Annotated in this window: 21 protein-coding genes and 1 pseudogene; 6 read left to right on the forward strand and 16 right to left on the reverse strand. The window is 59.7% G+C overall.

All coding sequences use genetic code 11. From position 1 onward, the window contains the following. Positions 1-207: 207 nt before the first annotated feature. From OKC40_RS04805 to OKC40_RS04855, 11 genes are all read right to left on the reverse strand, one after another. The gene (locus OKC40_RS04805) at positions 208-1,704 is read right to left on the reverse strand and encodes a C69 family dipeptidase (protein ID WP_270794312.1); all 1,497 of its coding nucleotides are present in this window, start codon (positions 1,702-1,704) and stop codon (positions 208-210) included. 460 nt (positions 1,705-2,164) lie between these two features. Next, positions 2,165-2,800 carry a maleylacetoacetate isomerase gene (gene maiA, locus OKC40_RS04810; RefSeq protein ID WP_234604619.1) on the reverse strand — a complete coding sequence of 212 codons (636 nt, stop codon included), beginning with the start codon at positions 2,798-2,800 and terminating at the stop codon, positions 2,165-2,167. A 139-nt stretch (positions 2,801-2,939) separates the two neighbouring features. Next, positions 2,940-3,935 carry a fumarylacetoacetate hydrolase family protein gene (locus OKC40_RS04815; RefSeq protein WP_270794314.1) on the reverse strand — a complete coding sequence of 332 codons (996 nt, stop codon included), beginning with the start codon at positions 3,933-3,935 and terminating at the stop codon, positions 2,940-2,942. 10 nt (positions 3,936-3,945) lie between these two features. Further along, the gene (locus OKC40_RS04820) at positions 3,946-5,097 is read right to left on the reverse strand and encodes a homogentisate 1,2-dioxygenase (protein ID WP_270794316.1); all 1,152 of its coding nucleotides are present in this window, start codon (positions 5,095-5,097) and stop codon (positions 3,946-3,948) included. Continuing rightward, positions 5,090-6,214 carry a 4-hydroxyphenylpyruvate dioxygenase gene (gene hppD, locus OKC40_RS04825; RefSeq protein WP_270794318.1) on the reverse strand — a complete coding sequence of 375 codons (1,125 nt, stop codon included), beginning with the start codon at positions 6,212-6,214 and terminating at the stop codon, positions 5,090-5,092. Before hppD ends, OKC40_RS04820 begins: the two co-directional genes overlap by 8 nt. A gap of 224 nt (positions 6,215-6,438) precedes the next feature. Then, positions 6,439-7,134, reverse strand: a complete 696-nt coding sequence (locus OKC40_RS04830) for an HAD family hydrolase (RefSeq protein ID WP_270794320.1) — start codon at positions 7,132-7,134, stop codon at positions 6,439-6,441. Beyond that, a complete protein-coding gene (locus OKC40_RS04835) occupies positions 7,134-7,793 on the reverse strand; it encodes a TIGR01621 family pseudouridine synthase (RefSeq protein ID WP_270794321.1) in 660 nt (219 codons plus the stop codon). Before OKC40_RS04835 ends, OKC40_RS04830 begins: the two co-directional genes overlap by 1 nt. A 176-nt stretch (positions 7,794-7,969) precedes the next feature. Next, complete coding sequence (locus OKC40_RS04840) at positions 7,970-8,662, reverse strand: ABC transporter permease (RefSeq protein WP_005337302.1); 693 nt, start codon at positions 8,660-8,662, stop codon at positions 7,970-7,972. 3 nt (positions 8,663-8,665) lie between these two features. Then, the gene (locus tag OKC40_RS04845) at positions 8,666-9,406 is read right to left on the reverse strand and encodes an ABC transporter permease (protein WP_042022322.1); all 741 of its coding nucleotides are present in this window, start codon (positions 9,404-9,406) and stop codon (positions 8,666-8,668) included. Between the two features lie 186 nt (positions 9,407-9,592). Then, complete coding sequence (locus tag OKC40_RS04850; protein WP_005337307.1) at positions 9,593-10,366, reverse strand: ABC transporter substrate-binding protein; 774 nt, start codon at positions 10,364-10,366, stop codon at positions 9,593-9,595. A 49-nt stretch (positions 10,367-10,415) separates the two neighbouring features. Beyond that, the gene (locus OKC40_RS04855; protein ID WP_270794323.1) at positions 10,416-11,186 is read right to left on the reverse strand and encodes an ABC transporter ATP-binding protein; all 771 of its coding nucleotides are present in this window, start codon (positions 11,184-11,186) and stop codon (positions 10,416-10,418) included. A gap of 533 nt (positions 11,187-11,719) precedes the next feature. Between OKC40_RS04855 and OKC40_RS04860 the strand changes: the two genes are divergently transcribed. Beyond that, entirely contained in the window at positions 11,720-12,622 is a 903-nt protein-coding gene (locus OKC40_RS04860; RefSeq protein WP_227343036.1) for a lysine exporter LysO family protein, read from the forward strand. Positions 12,623-12,725: 103 nt separating this feature from the next. Here OKC40_RS04860 and iadA read toward each other — a convergent pair whose 3' ends face one another. Continuing rightward, a complete protein-coding gene (gene iadA, locus OKC40_RS04865) occupies positions 12,726-13,856 on the reverse strand; it encodes a beta-aspartyl-peptidase (protein WP_270794345.1) in 1,131 nt (376 codons plus the stop codon). A 176-nt stretch (positions 13,857-14,032) separates the two neighbouring features. Between iadA and OKC40_RS04870 the strand changes: the two genes are divergently transcribed. Then, positions 14,033-14,641, forward strand: coding sequence for an acyl carrier protein phosphodiesterase (locus tag OKC40_RS04870; RefSeq protein ID WP_270794324.1), 609 nt, complete (start codon positions 14,033-14,035; stop codon positions 14,639-14,641). A gap of 35 nt (positions 14,642-14,676) precedes the next feature. Here OKC40_RS04870 and OKC40_RS04875 read toward each other — a convergent pair. The 3 genes and pseudogenes from OKC40_RS04875 to arsC all read right to left on the reverse strand — a co-directional run bounded on the left by OKC40_RS04875 (position 14,677) and on the right by arsC (position 16,427). Then, positions 14,677-15,598 (reverse strand): annotated as a pseudogene (locus OKC40_RS04875) (IS1595 family transposase). A 98-nt stretch (positions 15,599-15,696) separates the two neighbouring features. After that, entirely contained in the window at positions 15,697-16,080 is a 384-nt protein-coding gene (locus OKC40_RS04880; protein WP_197930549.1) for a DUF2069 domain-containing protein, read from the reverse strand. Beyond that, positions 16,077-16,427, reverse strand: coding sequence for an arsenate reductase (glutaredoxin) (arsC, locus tag OKC40_RS04885; protein ID WP_270794329.1), 351 nt, complete (start codon positions 16,425-16,427; stop codon positions 16,077-16,079). The genes OKC40_RS04880 and arsC overlap by 4 nt, the downstream gene beginning before the upstream one ends. A gap of 60 nt (positions 16,428-16,487) precedes the next feature. Between arsC and OKC40_RS04890 the strand changes: the two genes are divergently transcribed. Further along, positions 16,488-16,970 (forward strand): TlpA family protein disulfide reductase, encoded by a 483-nt coding sequence (locus tag OKC40_RS04890; protein ID WP_270794331.1) that lies wholly within the window; start codon positions 16,488-16,490, stop codon positions 16,968-16,970. A 100-nt stretch (positions 16,971-17,070) separates the two neighbouring features. Here OKC40_RS04890 and OKC40_RS04895 read toward each other — a convergent pair whose 3' ends face one another. Beyond that, positions 17,071-18,525, reverse strand: coding sequence for a beta-barrel assembly-enhancing protease (locus OKC40_RS04895; protein WP_362799333.1), 1,455 nt, complete (start codon positions 18,523-18,525; stop codon positions 17,071-17,073). Positions 18,526-18,646: 121 nt separating this feature from the next. On the opposite strand from OKC40_RS04895, the gene OKC40_RS04900 reads away from it, so the two are divergent. From OKC40_RS04900 to OKC40_RS04910, 3 genes are read left to right on the forward strand one after another with little or no spacing between them, the layout of a single operon-like run. Continuing rightward, complete coding sequence (locus OKC40_RS04900; protein WP_270794332.1) at positions 18,647-18,880, forward strand: sulfurtransferase TusA family protein; 234 nt, start codon at positions 18,647-18,649, stop codon at positions 18,878-18,880. Between the two features lie 25 nt (positions 18,881-18,905). Beyond that, positions 18,906-19,976 carry an AI-2E family transporter gene (locus tag OKC40_RS04905; protein WP_042059293.1) on the forward strand — a complete coding sequence of 357 codons (1,071 nt, stop codon included), beginning with the start codon at positions 18,906-18,908 and terminating at the stop codon, positions 19,974-19,976. Positions 19,977-20,024: 48 nt separating this feature from the next. Then, positions 20,025-20,831: a MipA/OmpV family protein gene (locus tag OKC40_RS04910; RefSeq protein WP_234664542.1), complete on the forward strand. Its 807-nt coding sequence runs from the start codon at positions 20,025-20,027 to the stop codon at positions 20,829-20,831. Positions 20,832-20,917: the final 86 nt, after the last annotated feature.

Consider the following 20,917-nt stretch of genomic DNA (forward strand, 5'->3'; position numbering starts at 1 on the left):
AAAACCTGAATGAAAGTCTCTGCTTTCGTATCGGGTAGCGAAATCCACTGCCCGGGCCAGACACATTGGCAGGATGTCATAGAGGAAAAATGCCGGAGCACAGGCTCCGGCATCGAGAGTGGGAAAGTGATCAGAGGAACCGATCAGCCCGGCGGCCGCTCAGGCTGACCATCTGGGCCCCTCTTTGGCATGATGAGTGCGTCGCGATTAATCCTTTTTCGCCTTGTTGGCGAAGAAGATATCGGCCTGAATATCCTGAGTGCGCACCGTGAAGATCTGGTTGGTCAGATCTTCCGTCAGCGTTTCGGCCTCCTGCATCACCCGCAGATTGAAGTCGTTGAGCATGCTGTTGGCGGCAACCTTGTCGGTCTTGGCCGTTTTCAGATAGTTGGCTTCCATCTCTTTCTGCTCTTTGGCGATCTTCGCCTCCCAGCTCTGGTACGCCTGCTTCACCATGGGAGCCAACTTGGGGTAATCGGTCATCACCAGGGTCTGCAGCTTGCGATATTTCCAGTAGATGGAGTCGCTGTCGGCCTTGTCGCTGCCCATGGCATAGTGCGCCGGATAGGCTTCCAGACCGCTGTAGTAGGGAACGAAGGCGGTCAGATCCGCCATGCCGAGGCCCACATAGGTCACCTCCCCCACCTCGCGCGGCATCCAGGGGCGTACCTGCATCACATGGGACTCGTAGGTGCGAAACACGCTGACGGGGCGCCACGGCTCCTGACCGTTCAACCCCTTGCTGTAGGGATCGTGCTCGGTGCCGTCATAGTGATTGCGCAGCACTGCCTTGACCTCCTCCAGCGTCATCTTCTTCTCTGGGGAGAGGGTGACCGGGAACTGGCGACCGGCATCCACTGCCTGCTTGAGCGAGGGGTTAAACATCTGCTGGATGGTCCAGACCCGCGGATCGTTATAGGTGCGATCCCGCTCATCATCGCGGGTATAGGCTTTCGAGAAGTTGAACGCCCCATCCTTTTGCGGATGGTAGAGCCCCTTCTCGGTGGCAAATTCAATCAGATTTTTCGAGCCCATCATGTCGGCACTGGCCGGATCGTACTGCTGCAGGCGGCCCTGATTGCCGGTGGCAAAATAGTGATTTTTCGGCAGACGCTGCGCCATCCAGTGGTGGCCGGTGGCGGTCTCCAGATACCAGAGCTCGTTGTCATCCACCACGGCGACACCAAATCCCTCTCCCGCGCCTATGGTCTCGATGATGTTGCCAAGCAAGGCGATCGCCTCGCGGGCCGAGGTGGACCGGGAGAGCAGCACATCGGGAATGTCATCTTCGGTGATCCCCTTGTCTTCCACATAGGGATCAACGGCGAGCGCTTCGGGTGAGGCGAAAATGGACTCGGTGCCGCTCACCCCTACCCCCTTCTCATTGAACCCGGTGGCGCCGTGCAGCTGGGTCTTCCAGTTCGGCACTGTGGTATAGCGCAGGGAGTTTTTCGGCAAGGGGTAGCTGAAATCATTGGCGCCGTTGTGAGCCCTGGAGCTGTGCACGCCACTTTGCCCCTGCTTGGCCGGATGGATCACGAAATGCTGGGCTTTCAGGGCATCGCTGTCGGCGCTGCGGGCCACCATCATGGAGCCATCGGCACTGGCCTCACTGCCAACCAGCAAGGTGGTACAAGCGAACGCCGATGAGAAGAGGGCAAGGTTGATGGAGAGTGCGACGACGCACTTTTTGAAGGAATGCATGAGATCTCCTTGTTGCACAGAGTGGTTGCAAATAAACGGTGGCTCGCCAGTCAACCTGCCTCTGTCACAAGGGATAGCCACAGTGACAGCGGCCGGGCAGTGCGGGCCATCAAACCTTAAAAAATGAAAAAGAGAGGTGCGGACAAATCGCGGGACAATCGACAGAAACCTAGGCGCCCATGATAAGCGACCTGTTCGCATCTCCCCTTCGCCTATACCTCAGGCGTGGCGATACTAGGCTTAATCAACTAATGGGAGTGTGATTAATAACGCAAAACACCAACAATGAAGCGCGCTACAACTCAAAATATTGATAACTGTGACAAGAGCGGAGTTTTTGACAATAAGTCGATTCACCAGCAGCCCCGGAGGCAAACCAGCGATGAGATCAATCAAGATGGGGGCAGATAGCGGGATGACCTGATCACATCATCCCGTCATTTTCAGCAGTGTCAGCGGATCACTGCGCATCCGGCTGGTTTGCGGGGGCGGCCTTGATAAAGGCCTGTAACTGCTCGCAGTTGGCGACAATGCGGCAGATGGTGGGGTAATCGTCCAGGGTCATCTCGTAACGGCGGGCGTTGTAGACCTGCGGCACCAGCATGCAGTCGGCCAGGGTCACTTCATTGCCGACGCAGTAGACACCGGCTGTGGTCATCAACAGCTGCTCGAGGGCAGTGAAGGTCTCGTCAATCCAGTGGCGATACCAGTCAGCTTGCTGTGCTTTACTGGCCCTGACCTGCTCTTCCAGATAGCCCAGCACCCGCAGATTGTTGAGCGGGTGGATATCGCAGGCGATCATGTTGACGATCTGGCGCACCCGGGCCCGCGCCTCGGGGGCAGAGGGCATCAGGGAGTAGGCGGGATAGGTCTCGTCGAGGTACTCCATGATGGCGACGGACTGACCGATCTGCAGATCGCCATCCACCAGAAACGGCACCAACCCCTGCGGATTGAGGCGGCGATAGGCCTTCTCGCGCTGTTCACCCTGCCGCAAATTGATCGGGTGCTGCTCGTAGGCGAGCCCCTTGAGCTGCAACACGATCCGCACCCGAAAACTTGCCGACGAACGCCAATAGCCAAACAACTGCAACATAATCTGTCCCTGCTTTTTATCTGGGCCCGAAGCCCGGCAGGTGCTCGCCACCTGCCTCCTTGTGTATCCGGCACCGGTTGGCAGCACACAGTTATCCAGACAAATCCGGAATACCCTTGCCGCCAACCGGCGCTGGCCATCAACCTCCCTGACCGCTCGCAGGCACCACTTGTTGAGAGATGGTGCCAAACAGGTTTTGGCCAGAGCGATCTTCCATCGCGATCGACACTCTATCACCAAACTGCAAATAGGAGGTTGTAGCTTGATCACAATCAAGAATTTCCAGCATGCGGCGCTCGGCGATGCAGGATGAACCGGCGCTGCGATCGTAATTGGAGACGGTGCCGGAGCCGATGATGCAACCAGCGCCAAGGGGACGGGTCTTGGCGGCGTGGGCAATCAGCTCGAAGAAGCTGAAGGTCATGTCCACCCCGGCATCCGGTGCGCCAAACAGGGTGCCGTTCAGATGGGTGCGCAGGGGCAGCAGCACCTTGCCATCGCGCCAGTCATCCCCCAGCTCGTCGGGGGTGATGGCCACCGGCGAGAAGGCGCTGGATGGTTTGGACTGAAAGAAACCAAATCCCTTGGCCAGCTCCCCCGGGATCAGGTTGCGCAGGCTCACATCGTTGACCAGCATCAGCAGCTTGACGTGACTGGCGGCCCCCTGGGCGCTCACCCCCATCGGCACGTCGTCGGTGATGATGGCGATTTCTGACTCAAAATCGATCCCCCACTCCTCGGAGCCCATCACGATGGGGCCACGGGGAGCGAGAAAGCTGTCGGAGCCCCCCTGATACATCAGGGGATCGTGCCAGAAGCTATCGGGCATCTCGGCGCCGCGCGCCTTGCGCACCAGCTCCACATGGTTGACGTAGGCGCTGCCATCGGCCCACTGGTAGGCACGCGGCAAGGGAGAGAGACAAGACGCTTCGTCAAAGGGGAACGCCTCGGCCACGCGGCCCTCGTTAAGCTGCTGATAGACTTCCTCAAGCTTGGGGACAACCTCGATCCACTCATCGAGGGCGGCCTGCAAAGTCGGGGCAATCTCGCTCACCCGCACCGCCCGGGTCAGCTCCCGGCTCACTACCACCAAAGCGCCATCGCGCTTGCCATTGTTCAATGTTGCCAATTTCATAAGCGATTCCTTATTTGCCGGCAGCCGCGTCCGGGCGCTGCCAGCTGGAAACATACCGGGTGTTCTCGATCCCCTCACACAGGCTACCGACGTTCAGCGCATCGCGGGTATCGAGCATCACCGCCACCTCGTCGGTGAACTTCTTGGCATAGGCCTGCCCCGCCGCAAACGCCTTGGGATGGGGGCCGTGGGTAAAGCCAGCGGGATGGAAGGTGACCATGCCCCGCTCGATATTGTCCCGGCTAAAGAAGTCCCCCGCGTGGTAAAAGAGCACTTCATCGTAATCGTCATTGCTGTGATAGAAGGGCACCTTGAGGGCGCCGGGGTCACTCTCGATGGGGCGCGGCACGAAGGTACAGATCACAAAGCGGCTCGCCACAAAGGTCGAATGGGCCGACGGCGGCAGATGGTAACGGTGGCTCATCAGCGGGCGGATATCCCGCCAGTTGAGGCGCACCACGCACAAATCCCCGTGCCAACCTTGCGCATCCAGCGGGTTGAACGGCCAGGTGATGACCGACACCTGATCGTGGCGTTTCACCTGCAGCGACCAGGGGTTCTCATCCTGCTGAGCCAAAAAGCGCTCATTGATGGCGGGCACATCGAGCGCCGCAGGGTCAAAGATGGCGTGATTGCCCACCAGCCCCTTGTCCGGCAGCTGATAGCTGTCGTTGGTCGCCTCGATCATCAGGATGAACATGGGCGAACCGGGTTCGATGCGCCACATGGTGCCACGGGGGATCACCACATAGTCGCCGTCCCGCAGGGTCAGGTGGCCGTAGTCGCAGAAGAACTCGCCGCCCCCCTCGTGGATAAAGAGCAGCTCGTCACCGTCGGCGTTGCGCACCAGAAACGGCATCGCCTCGGAGAGCCGCCAGATACGGTAGCGACAGTGTGGATTGCTGAGAATATCGGGGGCCACCCAGGGGGAGAGGGAGCTCACCTCCTCTTGCAGGGCATTGAGGTCAAACAGCCGTGGCCGCAGTGGCCCCTCCCAACTGCTCCACTCGGTGGGGGCATGCTTGTGGTGCATGTGGGTAGCTGGGCCGAAAAAGCCGCTGCGCCCCAGCTCGCGCTCATAGATGGCCTGCTCCGGCAGGTCGGCATGGGCCTGACGGGAGTGGGTTCCCTCCCGATGGGGGAAACTTATCCAGTTACGCATTACTTGGATCTCCTTTGCCATGCTCAGCGTCATCCAGCACACCACGGCGGATCTGGTCCAGCTCGATCGATTCAAACAGCGCCTTGAAGTTGCCCTCGCCAAACCCTTCGTTGCCCTTGCGCTGGATGATCTCGAAGAACACCGGACCAATCACGGTATCGGTAAAGATCTGCAGCAGGATGCCATCCTTGGTGGGGGAGCCATCGATAAGGATGCGCAGCTCTTTCAGGGCCGCCAGATCCTCCTGATGCCCCTCGACCCGGCTGTTCACCTTCTCGTAGTAGGTATCCGGCGTCGGCATAAAGCCGGTACCGCGGCTGCGCAGGGTGCGGATGGTCTGGTAGATATCGCTGGAAGCCATGGCGATATGCTGGATCCCCTCCCCCTTGTACTGACGCAGATACTCCTCAATCTGGGACTTGTCATCCGCCGACTCGTTGATGGGAATGCGGATCTTGCCACAGGGAGCGGTCATGGCGCGCGAGTGCAGCCCGGTCAGCTTGCCCTCGATATCGAAGTAGCGAATTTCACGGAAGTTGCCGATCCGCTCGTAGAAGTTGGACCAGACATCCATATTGCCGCGATGCACGTTATGGGTCAGGTGATCGATCTCCATAAGACCGGCATCTACCTCTGCCATCCGGGACTGCCAGTCGGGGTAGAAGACAAAATCCACGTCATAGATGGAGCCCTTGTCGCCATAACGGTCGACAAAGGAGAGAGTGCTCTCGCCGATACCGTAGATGGCGGGAATATTGAGCTCCATCGGGCCAATCTTGCCGACAAAGGGCTTGGCCCCCTTGGCGATGGCGAACTGCTGGGCTTTGCCCGCATCGCTCACCCGAAATGCCATGCCGCAAACGCTCGGCCCGTGCAGGCTGGCAAACTGCTCCGCCTGGGAGTGAGGCTCAGCATTGACCACAAAGTTGATATCCCCCTGCCGGTAGAGCCAGCACTGCTTGTGTTTGTGCTTGGCGACCTCGGCAAACCCGAGCGAAACAAACAGGCTCTTGAGGGCGGCAATCCCCTTGGCATCGGGGGCCGTGTACTCGACAAACTCGAAACCGTCAGTGCCTAACGGATTGATGGTATGGGTGACGGAAGAGGTGGCATTCATCGGGCGCTCCTTGCTCTTGATTCGGTTAAAACGGATTGCGGCACCCAGCGGCGCGGCAAGTGTTAACAACTTGTTTCATTAGAAGCAGGGCGTAGCAGGAAGAGAAGAGGCGGGTTGCAGATAGTTTTTCGCAGCTGGCAGCAAAAGATGTAAATGGATTGTGACATTCAAGCGGCAGCCCTGCGGATCAAACGGTGACGACCAGTATGGCTGTCAGCTTTGGCTTACAGTTGCCAGTTTCTGACCATCAGATGGGGCAAGCAGGCCCGGGCCTTTTGCAGTCGCACAGGCGTCGGATTGATCAACCACGCCTCTTTCCCCAACGCCAGCAGCGGCAGATCGTGCAGGCTGTCGCTCAGGGCCAGCTCGGCATCGAGGGCGCAGATCTCCGGCAGCAGCTTGTGCTGGCCGTGGCAATAGAAGCGCGGCATCAGGCCGCCAAAACGGTAGTGCATCTGCGAGCCAATGATCCGGTGGGGCAACTGGCCGGGCAGTTGCTGATAGAGCTGGGCTCGCACCAGCGCGCAGGGGCTGGCGGAGATCACCCAGCAACGCGCCCCCTCGCGTTGCAGCAATTCGCGAGCCTGACGATACAGCCCCGGCCTGGTGCGGCAATAGGCGCGCACCAGCTTGCGCCAGCCCAAAGGGGAAAGCCCCAGCGTGATGGCCCACCAGATAAGGGAGATACCGCGCCGCCGCTGGCTGGGCACCAGATAGACCAAACCACCGAGCGCAATCACTGGCAACAGCAGCAGCGGCCAGATCCGGCGGCGCAAAATATAGTGCAGCAGACCGGCGTGGCTGTCGCCTGGAGCCAATGTGTCGTCAAAGTCGGCCAGGATCCAGCGCGGCGCACGTCCGTCAGGCTCACGCTCTTTCGCTGAATGGATAATGGCGTCAGACGCTGGGCGCATCAGCATCAGGGCGCAAGGGCTGCGATGGCGGCCGTGAGCTCGGGAGTGACAAATTCACTCCCCACATCGGGCGGGCAGACAAAGTCGAACGGCTCGCCCGCCAGGGTAAAACTCAGTCGCCAGGCGTGCAGATAGCCGCGATCGGCTGGCGTACCGCCATAGCGCTCATCCCCGAGAATGGGGGCGCCGATACTTTTGAGGGCAACCCGGATCTGGTGGGTTTTGCCGGTCTGGGGCTTGATGCGATAGAGCCGCAGCCCCTCGCGCACCGACACCGAATCGAACCAGCTGATGGCAGGATTATCCAGCGTGCGCACCAGCATCCAGCTGCCGCCACGCCCCTTTTGCATATCCCCCTTCACCCAGCCCTGCTTCTTCTTGGGTTTGCGATCGGAGAGCGCCAGATACTGTTTGCTCACCTCACGGGCCGCAAAGGCCATGCTCAGCTCGCGATTCGCCTCTGTGGTGCGAGCCAGCAGCACCAGCCCAGAGGTCATCTTGTCGAGCCGGTGTACCGGATAGAGGGTGAGCCCAGTATCGGCCTTCACGCGATTGACCAGTCCCGGATTGACCGCCTCCCCGTCGCCCTTCTCGTCGTGCATGCCGATGCCGGGCTGCTTGTCGATAACCAAGAAAGCGGGATGCTCAAACAATATCCGGTACATAAAACCTCGGGAACTGGGGAATAAGGCTCACAGCCAACGACTGGCGGCGCTCGGGAGTGCTGCATTCTCCCTGCTCGGGCACTATTTGGCAAACCGGGCGGGCAGAGGATAAAGATAAAAAATGGCCTCGCCTGCAACAGGCGGAGCCATTTTCGCTCATCTTGGCAGCTCAACCCTTACACATTGCGCGGGCGCAGGTGGGCGTGCCAGCGCGCTTCCCACTTCTTGAACAGCCAGACGATGACAAAGGTGAGCAGCATATAGAGCAGCCCTGCGGTCAAAAACGCCTCGAACGGACTGTAGTAGCGAGAGTTGATGATCCGCGCCGCGCCGGTCAGATCGACGATGGTGATGATGCCCGCCACCGCCGAGCCCTGCAGCATGAAGATCACCTCGTTGCTGTAAGCCGGCAGTGCCCGACGAAACGAGTTGGGCAAAATGATCCGGGTCAGGGTCTGCCAGCGAGTCATGCCAAAGGCGTTGGCAGCCTCAATCTGGCCGCGCGGCATATTGTGCACCGCCCCGCGCACGATCTCGGCGGTATAGGCGGCGGTATTGAGGGTGAAGGCCAGCAGCGCACAGAACCAGGCTTCGGAGAAGAGCGACCAGGCGGCACTGTTCTTCAGCCACTCCCACTGGGCGGCGCCGTAGTAGATGATAAAGAGCTGCACCAGCAGCGGGGTGCCGCGAAAGAAGTAGATATAGGCCCAGATTGGCCCCTTGATCAGCCAGTTGCGGCTGTTGCGCAGAATGCCCATGGGCACCGCCAGCATCAGACCAAGGATCAGAGAGAGGGCCACCAGCCAGACGGTGGTATAGAGCCCCTCCCAGTAGGTGGGCCACTCTTTGAGAATGATTGAGAAATCCATGGCTTACCTCGTCTTGATGGCATAGTGACGCTCGGCCCACTTGAGCGCCGAGGTGGAGACTGCGGTGAAGATCAGGAAGATCAGCGCCACCGCCATGTAGAAGGTGAAGGGTTGCTGGGTCGAGCCCGCCGCCAGCGAGGCTTTGCGCACCATGTCATCGAGGCCGATGATGGAGACCAGCGCGGTGGTTTTCAGCAGCACCAGCCAGTTGTTGCCAAACCCCGGCAGCGCGTGGCGCATCATCTGGGGGAAGAGGATCCGCACAAACACCTGGGTTGCCCGCATGCCAAAAGCCCGTGCGGCCTCCAGCTCACCTTTGTCCACCGCCAGAATGGCGCCGCGAAAGGTCTCGGTCATGTAGGCGCCGAAGATAAAACCGATGGTCGCGACACCGGCTACAAAGGGGCTGATGTCGATATAGTCCGGGAGCAGGGAGACCCACTCCTGATTGGGATTACTCTCCAGTAACCAGCTGTTGTAAGTCTCGTTGACCCAGCTGCAGATGCCGTTTATCAGCACCTGGCCGCCAAAGAAGAGCAGCATCATCAGCACCAAGTCGGGAATACCGCGAATAATGGTGGTGTAGCCGGTGGCGATGGCCCGGGCCCACTTGTAGGGAGAGAGTTTGGCCAGCGCCCCCAGCATGCCGAGCAGCAGAGCCAGCAGCAAAGAGGCCAGCGCCACCTCCAGGGTGACCCAGGCGCCCTCCAGCAGCGAGGCTTCGTATCCTTTCAAATCAAACATATGCAGCTCCATTGCAATTAATAGGGCCCATTGCTCCACACAGAGAACATGGGCCCCGGGACTACTGGCGAGGTGAGCCGATCGGCCTGTTACTTGTCGTTGAGCAAAACGTCACAAGTCCCCTCACCCTGCCCTCTCCCAAAGGGAGAGGGAACTGCCTTTACTCGCCGTAAACGTCCTCTGGTTTTATTCGCCGTAAACGTCGAACTCGAAGTACTTGTCGTTGATTTCCTTGTACTTGCCGTTGGCACGCAGCGCCAGAATGGCGGCGTTGAATTTCTCTTTCAGATCCTTGTCAGCCTTGCGCACCGCAATACCGGCACCCTCGCCAAACCACTTGGGATCGGTCAGTTTCGGGCCGACGAATTCGAAGGCATCACCGCCCTCTTTCTTCAGCAGACCGTCGGTGATGGCGGCAGAGTCGGCCAGCACATAGTCCACACGACCGGATTTCAGATCGAGATAGGCTTCATCGGCGGTGCCGTAACGCTTGATGGTGGCGTTGGGGAAGTTGTCGGTAATAAAGGTATCCATGGAGGTTGCACGCTGCACCGCGACGGACTTGCCTTCCATAAAGGCTTTGTCGAGCTGCACATCAGTGCCCTTCTTGGCGGCGAAGCGGGCCGGAATGTGCTGGTACTTCTGGGTGAAGTCCACCTTCTTCTTGCGCTCTTCTGTGATGTCCATGGTGGCGATGATGGCGTCAAACTTGCGCGACAACAGCGCCGGAATGATGCCGTCCCAGTCCTGCTTGACCAGGGTGCACTTCACTTTCATCTCTTCGCACAGGGCGTTGGCGATGTCGATATCAAAACCTTTCACCTCGCCACTGGGCTCGGTCCAAGAGAAGGGGGGATAGGCACCCTCAACCCCGATCCGGACCTCTTTCCACTCCTTGGCCATCAGGCTACCGGACGCGAGGGCAGTAACTACGGCTGTCGCCAGCATCAGCTTGTTCATGTATCTCTCCTTGATAAAACAGTTGATTGGGTAACCAGGCATCCCGCCATCAGTAGATGGAGGAGATGAATTGCTTGAACCGCTCGGATTTGGGATGGGCGAAAATCTCCTTGGGGTTGCCCTCCTCTTCCACCCGCCCCTGATGCAGAAACATCACCTTGTTCGATACATCCCGGGCAAACGACATCTCGTGGGTCACCACCAGCATGGTGCGCCCCTCTTCGGCCAGCTCGCGCATCAGGCCGAGCACCTCTCCCACCAGCTCGGGATCCAGCGCCGAGGTGGGTTCGTCGAACAGCATCACCTCGGGCTCTACCGCCAGCGCACGGGCGATGGCGGCCCGCTGCTGCTGACCACCGGAGAGGTGGCCGGGATAGTAGTCGCGCCGCTCCCACAGCCCGACCCGGTTGAGCAGATGCTCGGCTCTGGCGATCGCCTCGGCGCGAGGCACCTTGAGCACCTGGATTGGCACTTCGATGATGTTCTGCATGATGGTCATGTGTGACCAGAGATTGAAACTTTGAAACACCATGGCCAGCCGGCTGCGGATCCGCTCCACCTGACGCATATCCTCGGGCAACCGCTCGCCGGCGCGACTGGTTTTCATCCGGATCAGCTCGCCATGGAGCGAGACGGTGCCGGATGAGGGGGTTTCGAGCAGATTGATACAGCGAAGAAAGGTCGACTTCCCCGAGCCGGAGGAGCCGATAAGGGAGATCACATCCCCCTTGTGGGCGGTCATGTCGATGCCCTTGAGCACTTCGTGGGTGCCAAAATATTTGTGCAGATCACGTACTTCCAGTGCGGCAACGTCGCTCATCCATTACAACCTTGTCTGTCCCTAGACGCCGCAGGGGGCGTGACTCAACCATCGTCCATTTAACAAAAAGTTAACCGATGGCAACCTTCAGCGAAAATATCACCCGGATAGTGAAAAAACAATACAGAACGAGGGTCTTCAGGGGATTCGCTCTATTTTTATTCGCTCTTTGCGTATTTTTCAGCACTTTGTTTGCATAAACAGCCGTTTCAATGGCTATTCCGATAACGCCTTTTTATACCCCAATCATATCAGTGGCAAGAGAAAAGCGTGATGTGTGCCAAACCGGCACCAAAATGGCTTTATGCACCCCCTTGCCGAGCGAAATATCGGCACCCCGATTGGATCAACTTGATTTCATTGGTGCACTCGGGCTCGCACAGAACCTTATCAAACAGAGAGGTTGTGGCAAAAAAGTAACAATCTGCCCCCAAAAGGGCTGTTTTCGGCCATGAAAGCGAGAGATATGTGACACAGAGCCAATAAGTAATGATAAGGTGGTGTTTTTATCAGTTTTTGTGATCGAGGCCTCGATGCTGCTCAATGTGTTGCTGATCCTGTTGCCACTGGCAATCGGCTATCTGGTTCCCCTCTCCTCTGCCCGACTGATCAAGCTGGTCAACCAGAGTCTGGGCAAGATGGTCTACCTCATTTTGTTTCTGATGGGGCTCGGGCTTGCCTATGTGGAGAACCTGGGCAGTAATCTGGCGGTGATCTTCAAGGTCGCCGGGGTGATGCTGACCGCGATCACGGTCTGCAACCTGCTGGCCCTCTGGTGGCTCGACAAACGCACGCCGCCGACCCACGAGGCGAGCGATGCCAAGATGCCGGGCAAGTTGCACCTGTTGTGGGAATCCCTGCAGCTCTGCTTTGTGGTGCTCGGCGGTGTGCTGCTGGGTCTACTGGTGGATCTGCGCGCACTGCCCATCGACAAGTGGAGCGAGTGGGCCCTGATGCTGCTGCTGTTTCTCATCGGGGTGCAGATGCGCAACTCCGGCATGCGGCTGCGCCAGATCCTGCTCAACCCCTGGGGGATGAAGATAGCCGCCACCGTCATCCTCAGCAGCTGGCTGGGCAGCCTGCTGGCGGCCCAATTGCTGGGCATGCCCTTTGCCCATGGTCTGGCGATGAGCTCGAGCTTCGGCTGGTATTCGCTCTCCGGCATTCTGGTGGCCGACAAACTGGGGCCGGTGCTCGGTTCTGCTGCCTTTATCAACGATCTTGGGCGTGAGCTTATCGCCATTCTGATCATCCCGGTCCTGATGCGACGCCACCCCTCGGCAGCCATCGGTTATGGCGGCGCCACGGCGCTGGACTTCACCCTGCCGGTCATCCAGAAATCAGGGGGCATTCAGGTGGTGCCGGTGGCCATTGTCTCCGGCTTTATCCTGAGCCTGCTCGGCCCCATCCTGATCCTCGGGTTTCTGGCGCTCTAAGCCTGATTCCCACATTGCAGATAAAAAAGCCCGACCTTGTTGTCGGGCTTTTGCTGTTTGGAGCAACCACGCACTCGCACTGGCTGCGATATTGCCCGCAGCCTTATTCGCGCCACAGGCCGCCGCTCATCACCCTTTCGATAGCAAACGTCCGGTCGTGCACCAGCAGCAGATCCGCATCCTGCCCGACCCCGATACGCCCCTTGCTGCCAAGCCCCAGCGCCTGTGCCGGATTGCTCGTCACCGCGGCCAACGCCCTCTCCAGCGAGACACCGAGCCGGGTCGCGCGCACACACTGCAGCCACAGGCTGGCAATCTGACCACAGCACATCTCGATTAGCCGCCCTTCGCCATCAAAGCGCGGCAGGCTGGCGTTGGCATCCGAGCTGAAGGTGATGCGATCGGCAGGCACGTTGGCGGCCAGCAGCTCGAGGAGCGCATCGGCGGCCAGCCGCTCGCCATCCTCCAGCAGATCGGGAAAGCTCGATGTAGTGAGGTCGACCCAACCTCCCGCCTTGCCCCACTCGATGGCCTCGGCAAAGAGCCAGGGGTTGCGGTTGCAGTGAGTGGGATAGAGCTGGCGCAGCGGAATATCGGTCTCATCGCGCAGCGCCCGCAGGGGGGCCAATGCCCCCTTTCCATCCCCGACATGGAAGAAGCTGACCCCGCTCTTGCCCGCAAGCAGCCCGGCCACTCGCGCCTCGCTGGCAAGCCTGGCCAGCTCGTCGTGGGTCGGCGCACTGGATCTGTGGTCACTGATGGCCACCTCCCCCACCCCCAATACCTCGGGGATCAGGATGATGTCCGACTCCACCGTGCCGGTCAGGGTCTTGACCGGTAGATGGTAGGAGCCGGTATACATAAAAGCGCTCACCCCGGCGGCGCGAAACTCGCGCACCTTGCCGAGCACCTGCGCGGGGGTGCGGGTCAGGCTGTCGGTGCCAAGCGCCGCCACCAGGGTAGTGACGCCGGCCTTGAGCGCCTCGCTCGCCGCCAGTTCCGGGGTGCGAAAGGCAAAGCCACCCTCACCGCCACCGCCGGTGATATGGGCCAGCGGATCCACCAGCCCGGGCACCAGATAACTGCCACGACCATCGACCCGATTCAGCGGCCAGTTTGCAGGCACCGTCAACCCCTTGCCCATCCAGGCAATACGGCCATCGGCCACCAGCAGATCCTGCTGGCCAAGGTGGGTGGGGCTGAAGATCTCGGCCCCCTCAATCAGGGTCAACATCATGGCTACTCCTTCTCTCAATCCGGTGAAATGTCGCGAGGCAAAACCCTATTTACCCACTATTGGCGGTCCGGTGAAAGCCCTTCCTGCCGATCACGATGTCATGGCAGCCATAGGCAAGGGGAAGCGGATCCGCTAGGCTCAGCGGCACTGTCCCTCTGCGAAGCGACTTTTCCATGAATTTTCTGGCCCATCTCCATCTGGCTGCTCATACCCGAAGCTCCCTCACCGGCAACCTGCTGGGGGATTTCGTCAAGGGGCCGCTGCCCACCGCTCTTGCTGCCCACTTCGATGAGGGGATCTGGCTGCACCGCAAAATCGACGGCTTCACCGACAGCCATCCCGAACACAAGGCGGCCGTCGCCTGTTTCGAGGCCCCCTGGCGCCGCTTTGGCGGGATTGTGGTGGATATGATCTACGACCACTGGCTGAGCCAGCACTGGGGGCGGTTCAGTACCGAGCCCCTGCCCGACTTTTTATCGCAGAGCTACCGCCAACTATTGGCGGATCACCCGCATCTGCCGGACGGGTTGCCGCTCCCCCTCAAGCGGATGGCCGAGCAGAACTGGATCGCCTCCTATCGCCACAGGGAGGGGCTGGGGCAAGCCCTTAACGGCATCGGCCGCCGACTCCGCCGCCCGATACAACTGGGAGAAGCGCTGCTGACCCTCGATGAGGCGCAGTGGCAAACATGCGAGGCGGGATTTTTGCGTTTCTATCCCCAGCTGATGGATTTTAGCGAGCAGCAGCTGGCCCAATATCGGGCAGCGCAAGGGGCACAGTGATCCCTGCGGATAGTTCTGCTTCCCCATAAAAAAGGCTATGTCCCAATTACGTGTTGCATGGGGTGCCCCAGCGCCTCATGCAAACACGCTTTGATATTCACTCCCCTTCCGTAACGCTCCAGCATCCTGCGCCAACCCAGATAGTTCTTCAGATAGTGGGTCGCCACGCCATGGAAGCGTACCATCCACTCCTTCAACCTATGGTGATATCCATTTACATGCTGAATGTGATACGCACCAGCCACTCGCTCACCCTGACGATTGCGTACCACTTGATGTGTCACCCCCTGCACTTTGCTGAAGCTGGTATACACACCCGCGCCATCGCTACACAACACTGCATCCCTGGAGACAAGGGGCTTTAAAACCGCGATGACTGTTTCAGCATTCATCTCTTCCAACTGAAAATCTGCATGGTGGCCAGCCCGGTCTTGTACCACCATCACCGGAATATAATCCCGTCCGGTTCCCCGAGTTCGCCCTTTACCACCACGATGTCGCGGCGGACGCGGCAGTCCCCGCTGCCCCTTGAACGACTCGAGGAAGAAGGTCTCATCCACCTCAACGATGCCTTCTTCACGAGTGGCTTGATGAGTTGCCATCGCGCGCAAGAAACGGTGCCGCCAGAGGAACGCTGTGTTTTTGCTGACTCCGCAACGCATCGCGGCCTGGCGGACGGTCAGTCCTTCGATGAGGGCTTGCGCGTACTCTTCCCAGCACGGAGCTGGTGCGCAGACACAGTTTGCAACGATAGCGGCGCAGTCCCCGACTCCATCCCCAAGGTGCCAGCTGGGCGGCATCGGCGTGACAATGAGGGCAACCGCGGCATGCTGGTAACTGTGCATTGAGAGAGGTAATGGCATGGGGCGCTGTGAGTTCCTGTTGAGCAACACTGCGCTGGCGCAGGGTTAGCTGGGGAAAGAGAGATAGCAGGTGTTGAAATGCTGGGGTATCCATGATGGTAGACCTCAAGGTGATGGCCTACGTCAAGCTTAGCCTTTCAACATGTAATTGGGACAGAGCCATAAAAAACGCCCCTTGCGGGGCGTTTGTCATCAGCTGGCTTCATCTTTCTTCTTGCGAATGCTTAAGCCAAGTTCCCGGCCACGCAGGCGGGCGTAATAGATGGTGCCGACAAAGGCGAGGGTGGTGAACAGCAGCTCCACCACCGCCAGCCACCGCTCCCCCTCATCTGTAGTGATCAGGGTGAGGGCGTGGAGGAAATAGGGCATCAACACGAAGTTGCCCCAGGCGTGGGTGTAGGGGTTGCCCTGCACTATCCCCTTGAGCGGGAAGAGCAGCGGCACCGTCCAGATCACCGGCAACAACCAGGGATTGAGATCCGGGTGGGGTGACAGCCACAGATGCCAGAGGATGACCCAGCCCAGCAGACCAAAGAAGCCGACCAGGGTCAGCCAACGTGCGAAGCGGGTGCTCACTTGAGGATCTCCAGCACCTGCTCCGGCGGGCGACCAATGCGGGCCTGACCATTCTTGATGACAATTGGGCGCTCGATCAGCTTGGGATGCTGGTGCATGGCGCGAATAAGGGCATCACCGCTGACATCGGCCAATCCCAGCTCTTTATAGAGATCCTCCTTGGTGCGTATCAGCTGGCGCGGATCGCTAAAACCGAGCAGAGAGAGCAGGTTGCGGATCTCATCTTCGCTCGGGGCCTGCTCCAGATAGAGCACCACATCAGGGGCGATCCCGTGCTGTTCCAGCAGGGCCAGGGTTTCGCGACTCTTGGAGCAGCGCGGATTGTGGTAGATTTGGGTCTCGCTCATGGTAACTCCCTGATTAATCGCAAGATGGGACTAGAAACGGCGCTATTGTAGGGGAAAGTGATGGTCAGGGTAAGCGGCAGTGGAAAGGAATTGAAACGAATTTGTTGGCTGATTGTGGCTGGGCTGCTGGGCGCCTGCACACCTGTCCCCGAATTTACCGATGCCAAAGGGCAGCCGGTCAGCTTGCGCCACTTTGTCGGCAAGCCGCTCCTGGTCAACTACTTTGCCCCTTGGTGTGCCCCCTGCCTGCGGGAGATGCCGCGCCTCAACGCGCTGGCAGCGGAGGACGAGATCGCCGTGGTAGCGATCAACTACGACCCGATGACCCCGGCAGAGCTGGGGCAACTGGCAACCCGATATGAGATCAAGGTGCCGCTGCTGATTGCCAATGAGGATGCCAAGCTCCCCTTCCCTCGTCCGGGCGCCCTGCCCACCAGCTATCTGCTCGACAGTGATGGCAAACTCAAGCAGACGCTGATCGGTGAACTGGACCCGTCGAACATCGAAATGCTCAAGACGACCATCAGCCGCATGAGTCACTAACGAGCCGTGCTATCACCGTTACCCACATCAACGTCACCGCCATAAACAACAAGGGCGCACCGTGGTGCGCCCTTGTTGGATTGGTCAATGCCAGCTGTCGTTAGCCCTTGAGGCTGTCGAGATCCTTCTTGGCCCGCTCCAGCTCGGTGATGCGCGCCTCCAGACGAGCCAGAGTCATCCGGTCGCTGGTGGTGCCGCGTGCAACGATCAGCTCGTCGATGGCCGCCTGATAATCCCCGCGCAGCGAGAGCATCTCGGCTCGCGCCATATGCAGCTCGGTCATCCGGCCCGCCTTGCGATAGGCATCGGCCAGCAGGTTCCAGGCCAGATTGTTCTCTTCATGCTCGCGGGCATAGGGGTCGAGGATGGCGATGGACTTCTTGTAGTTACCGCTCTCGAGGTAGGCGTTGCCGAGGTTGACCACCACCACTTCGTTATCCGGCATCCGGCTGCGGAACTTCTCGAGGCGCGCGATGGCCTGGGCACTGCGTCCCTTGGCCAAGTCGATATCGGTCTGGGCATCGACGATAAAGAGATCTTCCGGATGACGGGACGCCAGCTCCTGCATCAGGGTGTCAGCCTCGTCGGTACGCTTGAGCTGGATCAGCGCCAGCGCCTTGCCATAGATGGCCGCATCCTTGAGCGGGTAATCCCCCTTCTGGATCCGGGTATCGAAGTAGCTCAGCAACCCTTGCGGAGTATCGGTGCCAAAACGGACCTGAATACGCACCTTGGCCAGCCAGAAGTCGAGGCTGGGCGGCAAGTCGCGGCGGCCATAACTGCCTGCACGGGCGCGGGCCTCGCTGATCCGGGTCTCCGGCAGCGGGTGAGTGAGCAACATTTCCGGCGGCTTGCTGGCGTAACGATACTCGGCGGCCAGTTTCTGGAAGAAGTTGGCCATCCCCATGGGGTCGAAACCGGCATCATAGAGAGTCTTCATGCCGATGCGATCCGCTTCATATTCGTTGTCGCGGGTGTAGTTGATGGCGGACTGCATGGAGAGGCCCAGCGTAGTCTGCAGCGCAGCGATACCGGCGGTCGGGTTGATCACCGCCAGCGCGATGGAGCCCACCAGACCGGCCAGGGTCACCGCCGAGCTGCTCGCCTGCGCTTCCATATAACGGGCGATGTGACGCTGGGTCACGTGGGTGATTTCGTGAGCCAGTACCGAGGCCAGCTCGCTCTCGCTGTCGGCGTAGAGGAACAAACCGGTGTGTACCTTGACCCGCCCGCCGAGGAAGGCGGCCGCGTTGATGGTGGGATCATTGATCAGGAAGAAGGTAAACGGGAAACGCACCCCATCTGCGTTGGTCAGCAGTCGCTGACCCAGATCGTCGATGTACTGGCTCAGCACCGGATCATCGATGATCGGCAGGCCCGCGCGGGCAAAGCGCATAAAGGCATTGCCGTAACGTACCTCCTGCTCGATGGGCAGGGCCGCCACCCCGGCTGTGCCGATGTCGGGAAGCTGATTATTGGCCTCGGCATGAAACGTGGCGCCCATCAGGGAAGCCAGCAGGGGAAGCGATGCCATCAGGGGGGAAAAGCGTGCCACGTTATCTCTATCTCCATCAGAAAGGGCCTCGGCAGAATACCCTTGCCCATCAAGGGCTACAAGCGTTGTTTCACGCTCTTATCACGGCCATAATAGCGGCCACCTGCCTGATGGAGTCCCCATGGAAGTTCTCGACCTGACCCCCTGGCGTTGCCCCGAGCCGCTGATCCGGCTCAAGCTCTGGTTGCGGGAGGCCAAAAGCGGTCAAACCGTCACCATCCGGCTGGCCGATGCGGGCTCCCGGCAGGATATTCCGGCCTATCTGCACCGTCAGGGCCACCATATCGAGATGCAGCAACAACCGGACAATACCCTCTCTTTGCAGTTGGTTGTCGGGGCGAAACAGCCATCTTGAGCCCCAGTGATGTAAGGATGCAGTCATGTTAGAAGTATTGAAGCGCTGGTATCAGACCCGTTTTTCCGATCCCGATGCCGTTACCCTTTTCCTGTTGCTGGTGTTCTGCTTCACCATCATCTGGCTGTTTGGCGATCTGCTGGCCCCGCTGTTGGTGGCGCTGGTAATGGCCTATCTGCTGGAGTGGCCGGTCGCCCGGCTGCAAAAAGCGGGGCTGTCGCGCACCCTGGCCACCAGCGTCATTCTGATCCTCTTTATTGCAGTGGCGGTGGCCTCCTTGCTGGGTCTTATCCCGACGCTGGTGAGTCAAGGGATCAATCTGGCCAAAGAGGCGCCCGCCATGCTGACTCACGCTCAGGATTATGTGCGCACCCTGCCGGACAAATACCCCGAGCTGATTGATGTCAGTCTGGTGGAGACCGTCATCGACAATATTCGCCAGCGCATCCTCAGTGGCGGCGAGCATCTGGTGAGCGCCTCCCTCAGCTCGCTGGTGAACGTAGTTGCCATCATGATCTACCTCATTCTGGTGCCGTTGATGGTCTTCTTCATGCTCAAGGACAAACGGGTACTGATGGGCAGCCTGCGCCGCTTCCTGCCGCGTAACCGCACCCTGGTCAACCGGGTGTGGGTCGAGATGAACAACCAGATCATCAACTACATCCGCGGCAAGGTGATCGAGATCCTGATCGTCGGTATCGCCACCTATGTTCCCTTCGCCCTGATGGGGCTGCGCTACTCGGTGCTGCTGGCGGTAGCTGTCGGCTTTTCGGTGCTGATCCCCTATATCGGCGCCGCCGTAGTGACCGTGCCGGTGGCCATGGTGGCCCTGTTCCAGTGGGGACTCACCCCGGAGTTTGCCTGGCTGATGGTGGCCTATCTGGTCATTCAGGCCCTCGATGGCAACCTGCTGGTGCCGGTGCTCTTCTCGGAAGCGGTCAACCTCCATCCGGTGGCCATCATCATCGCCGTGCTGGTGTTTGGCGGCTTGTGGGGATTCTGGGGGGTCTTCTTCGCCATTCCCCTCGCCACCCTGGTCAAGGCGGTGATCAACGCCTGGCCAAAACGGGAAGACAATGCCCATGCCGTCAAATAACCGGCCACTGCGGCCACGCCTTCAGCCACTGACCCCCAGAGAGCGCTTATGACCCTTTCACGTCGCACCACCCTTGGCGGGCTAATGGCCCTGCTGCTTGCCACCGTGACCCCGGCACAGGCCGAGATCGATCTCGGCTCGGTCGATATGCTGGCCAGTGACAGCCCCACCAGCCCGGTGCCACAGGGGCTGGTGGTGGGCGCTACCCTGATCGGGGGGCAGGCCCGCTACGAAGCGCAGGACAACGCCCTCTACGCCATCCCCGGCTTTATCTACTTCGGCGACGACTTGATGTTTCTGGGCGATCGGGCCCGCTACTACTTCCACAAGGATGAGAACGTCGCCCTCTACGGCTATGGCCGGGTGCGTTTTGGCAATCTGGACCCCGAAGACTCGCCCGCCTTCAGCGGCATGGAGCAGCGTGAGTGGCAGCTGGAGGGCGGAATTGGCGGCAACATCGTCACCCCTTACGCCCTGCTGACCATCCGCGCCAACAGTGATGTCACCGGCCGCAGCAAGGGGCAGGAGTTGCTGCTGTGGGCCGATTTCCCCATCCTGCGCGACAACCTGCTGATCATGCCCGGCATGGGGCTGATGCTGCGCAGCGACAAGATGGCCAACTACTACTTCGGCGGCATCTCCGAGAGTGAGGCGACCGCCCAGCGGCCCGCCTGGGATACCGGTACCACCCTCTCCCCGATGGCGGCGCTCATCACCAGCTACCGCTTCAGCCCCAACTGGATTGGCATGTTTGCCATGAACTACGAATGGTATGATCGGGACATCAAAAACAGTCCCATCGTCCAGCACGATGGCGAGCTCTATGCAGGTTTTGCGCTGGGTTATATCTGGTAACGCAGGTCAGCTAGCGATAGGCTCCGGCCCAATCACCAAACGCAACAAGGGAGCCAATGGCTCCCTTGTTTATCATTTGCGTTCGG

Origin of the sequence: Aeromonas sp. QDB11 (assembly GCF_027705265.1) — a bacterium.
In the GTDB taxonomy this organism is placed as follows: domain Bacteria; phylum Pseudomonadota; class Gammaproteobacteria; order Enterobacterales; family Aeromonadaceae; genus Aeromonas; species Aeromonas allosaccharophila.

Coding starts and splice junctions, on each gene's coding strand:
- OKC40_RS04805 (WP_270794312.1), bottom strand. CDS start 1,704: ATGCATTCCTTCAAAAAGTGCGTCGTCGCACTCTCCATCAACCTTGCC.
- maiA (WP_234604619.1), bottom strand. CDS start 2,800: ATGTTGCAGTTGTTTGGCTATTGGCGTTCGTCGGCAAGTTTTCGGGTG.
- OKC40_RS04815 (WP_270794314.1), bottom strand. CDS start 3,935: ATGAAATTGGCAACATTGAACAATGGCAAGCGCGATGGCGCTTTGGTG.
- OKC40_RS04820 (WP_270794316.1), bottom strand. CDS start 5,097: ATGCGTAACTGGATAAGTTTCCCCCATCGGGAGGGAACCCACTCCCGT.
- hppD (WP_270794318.1), bottom strand. CDS start 6,214: ATGAATGCCACCTCTTCCGTCACCCATACCATCAATCCGTTAGGCACT.
- OKC40_RS04830 (WP_270794320.1), bottom strand. CDS start 7,134: ATGCTGATGCGCCCAGCGTCTGACGCCATTATCCATTCAGCGAAAGAG.
- OKC40_RS04835 (WP_270794321.1), bottom strand. CDS start 7,793: ATGTACCGGATATTGTTTGAGCATCCCGCTTTCTTGGTTATCGACAAG.
- OKC40_RS04840 (WP_005337302.1), bottom strand. CDS start 8,662: ATGGATTTCTCAATCATTCTCAAAGAGTGGCCCACCTACTGGGAGGGG.
- OKC40_RS04845 (WP_042022322.1), bottom strand. CDS start 9,406: ATGTTTGATTTGAAAGGATACGAAGCCTCGCTGCTGGAGGGCGCCTGG.
- OKC40_RS04850 (WP_005337307.1), bottom strand. CDS start 10,366: ATGAACAAGCTGATGCTGGCGACAGCCGTAGTTACTGCCCTCGCGTCC.
- OKC40_RS04855 (WP_270794323.1), bottom strand. CDS start 11,186: ATGAGCGACGTTGCCGCACTGGAAGTACGTGATCTGCACAAATATTTT.
- OKC40_RS04860 (WP_227343036.1), top strand. CDS start 11,720: ATGCTGCTCAATGTGTTGCTGATCCTGTTGCCACTGGCAATCGGCTAT.
- iadA (WP_270794345.1), bottom strand. CDS start 13,856: ATGTTGACCCTGATTGAGGGGGCCGAGATCTTCAGCCCCACCCACCTT.
- OKC40_RS04870 (WP_270794324.1), top strand. CDS start 14,033: ATGAATTTTCTGGCCCATCTCCATCTGGCTGCTCATACCCGAAGCTCC.
- arsC (WP_270794329.1), bottom strand. CDS start 16,427: ATGAGCGAGACCCAAATCTACCACAATCCGCGCTGCTCCAAGAGTCGC.
- OKC40_RS04890 (WP_270794331.1), top strand. CDS start 16,488: ATGGTCAGGGTAAGCGGCAGTGGAAAGGAATTGAAACGAATTTGTTGG.
- OKC40_RS04900 (WP_270794332.1), top strand. CDS start 18,647: ATGGAAGTTCTCGACCTGACCCCCTGGCGTTGCCCCGAGCCGCTGATC.
- OKC40_RS04905 (WP_042059293.1), top strand. CDS start 18,906: ATGTTAGAAGTATTGAAGCGCTGGTATCAGACCCGTTTTTCCGATCCC.
- OKC40_RS04910 (WP_234664542.1), top strand. CDS start 20,025: ATGACCCTTTCACGTCGCACCACCCTTGGCGGGCTAATGGCCCTGCTG.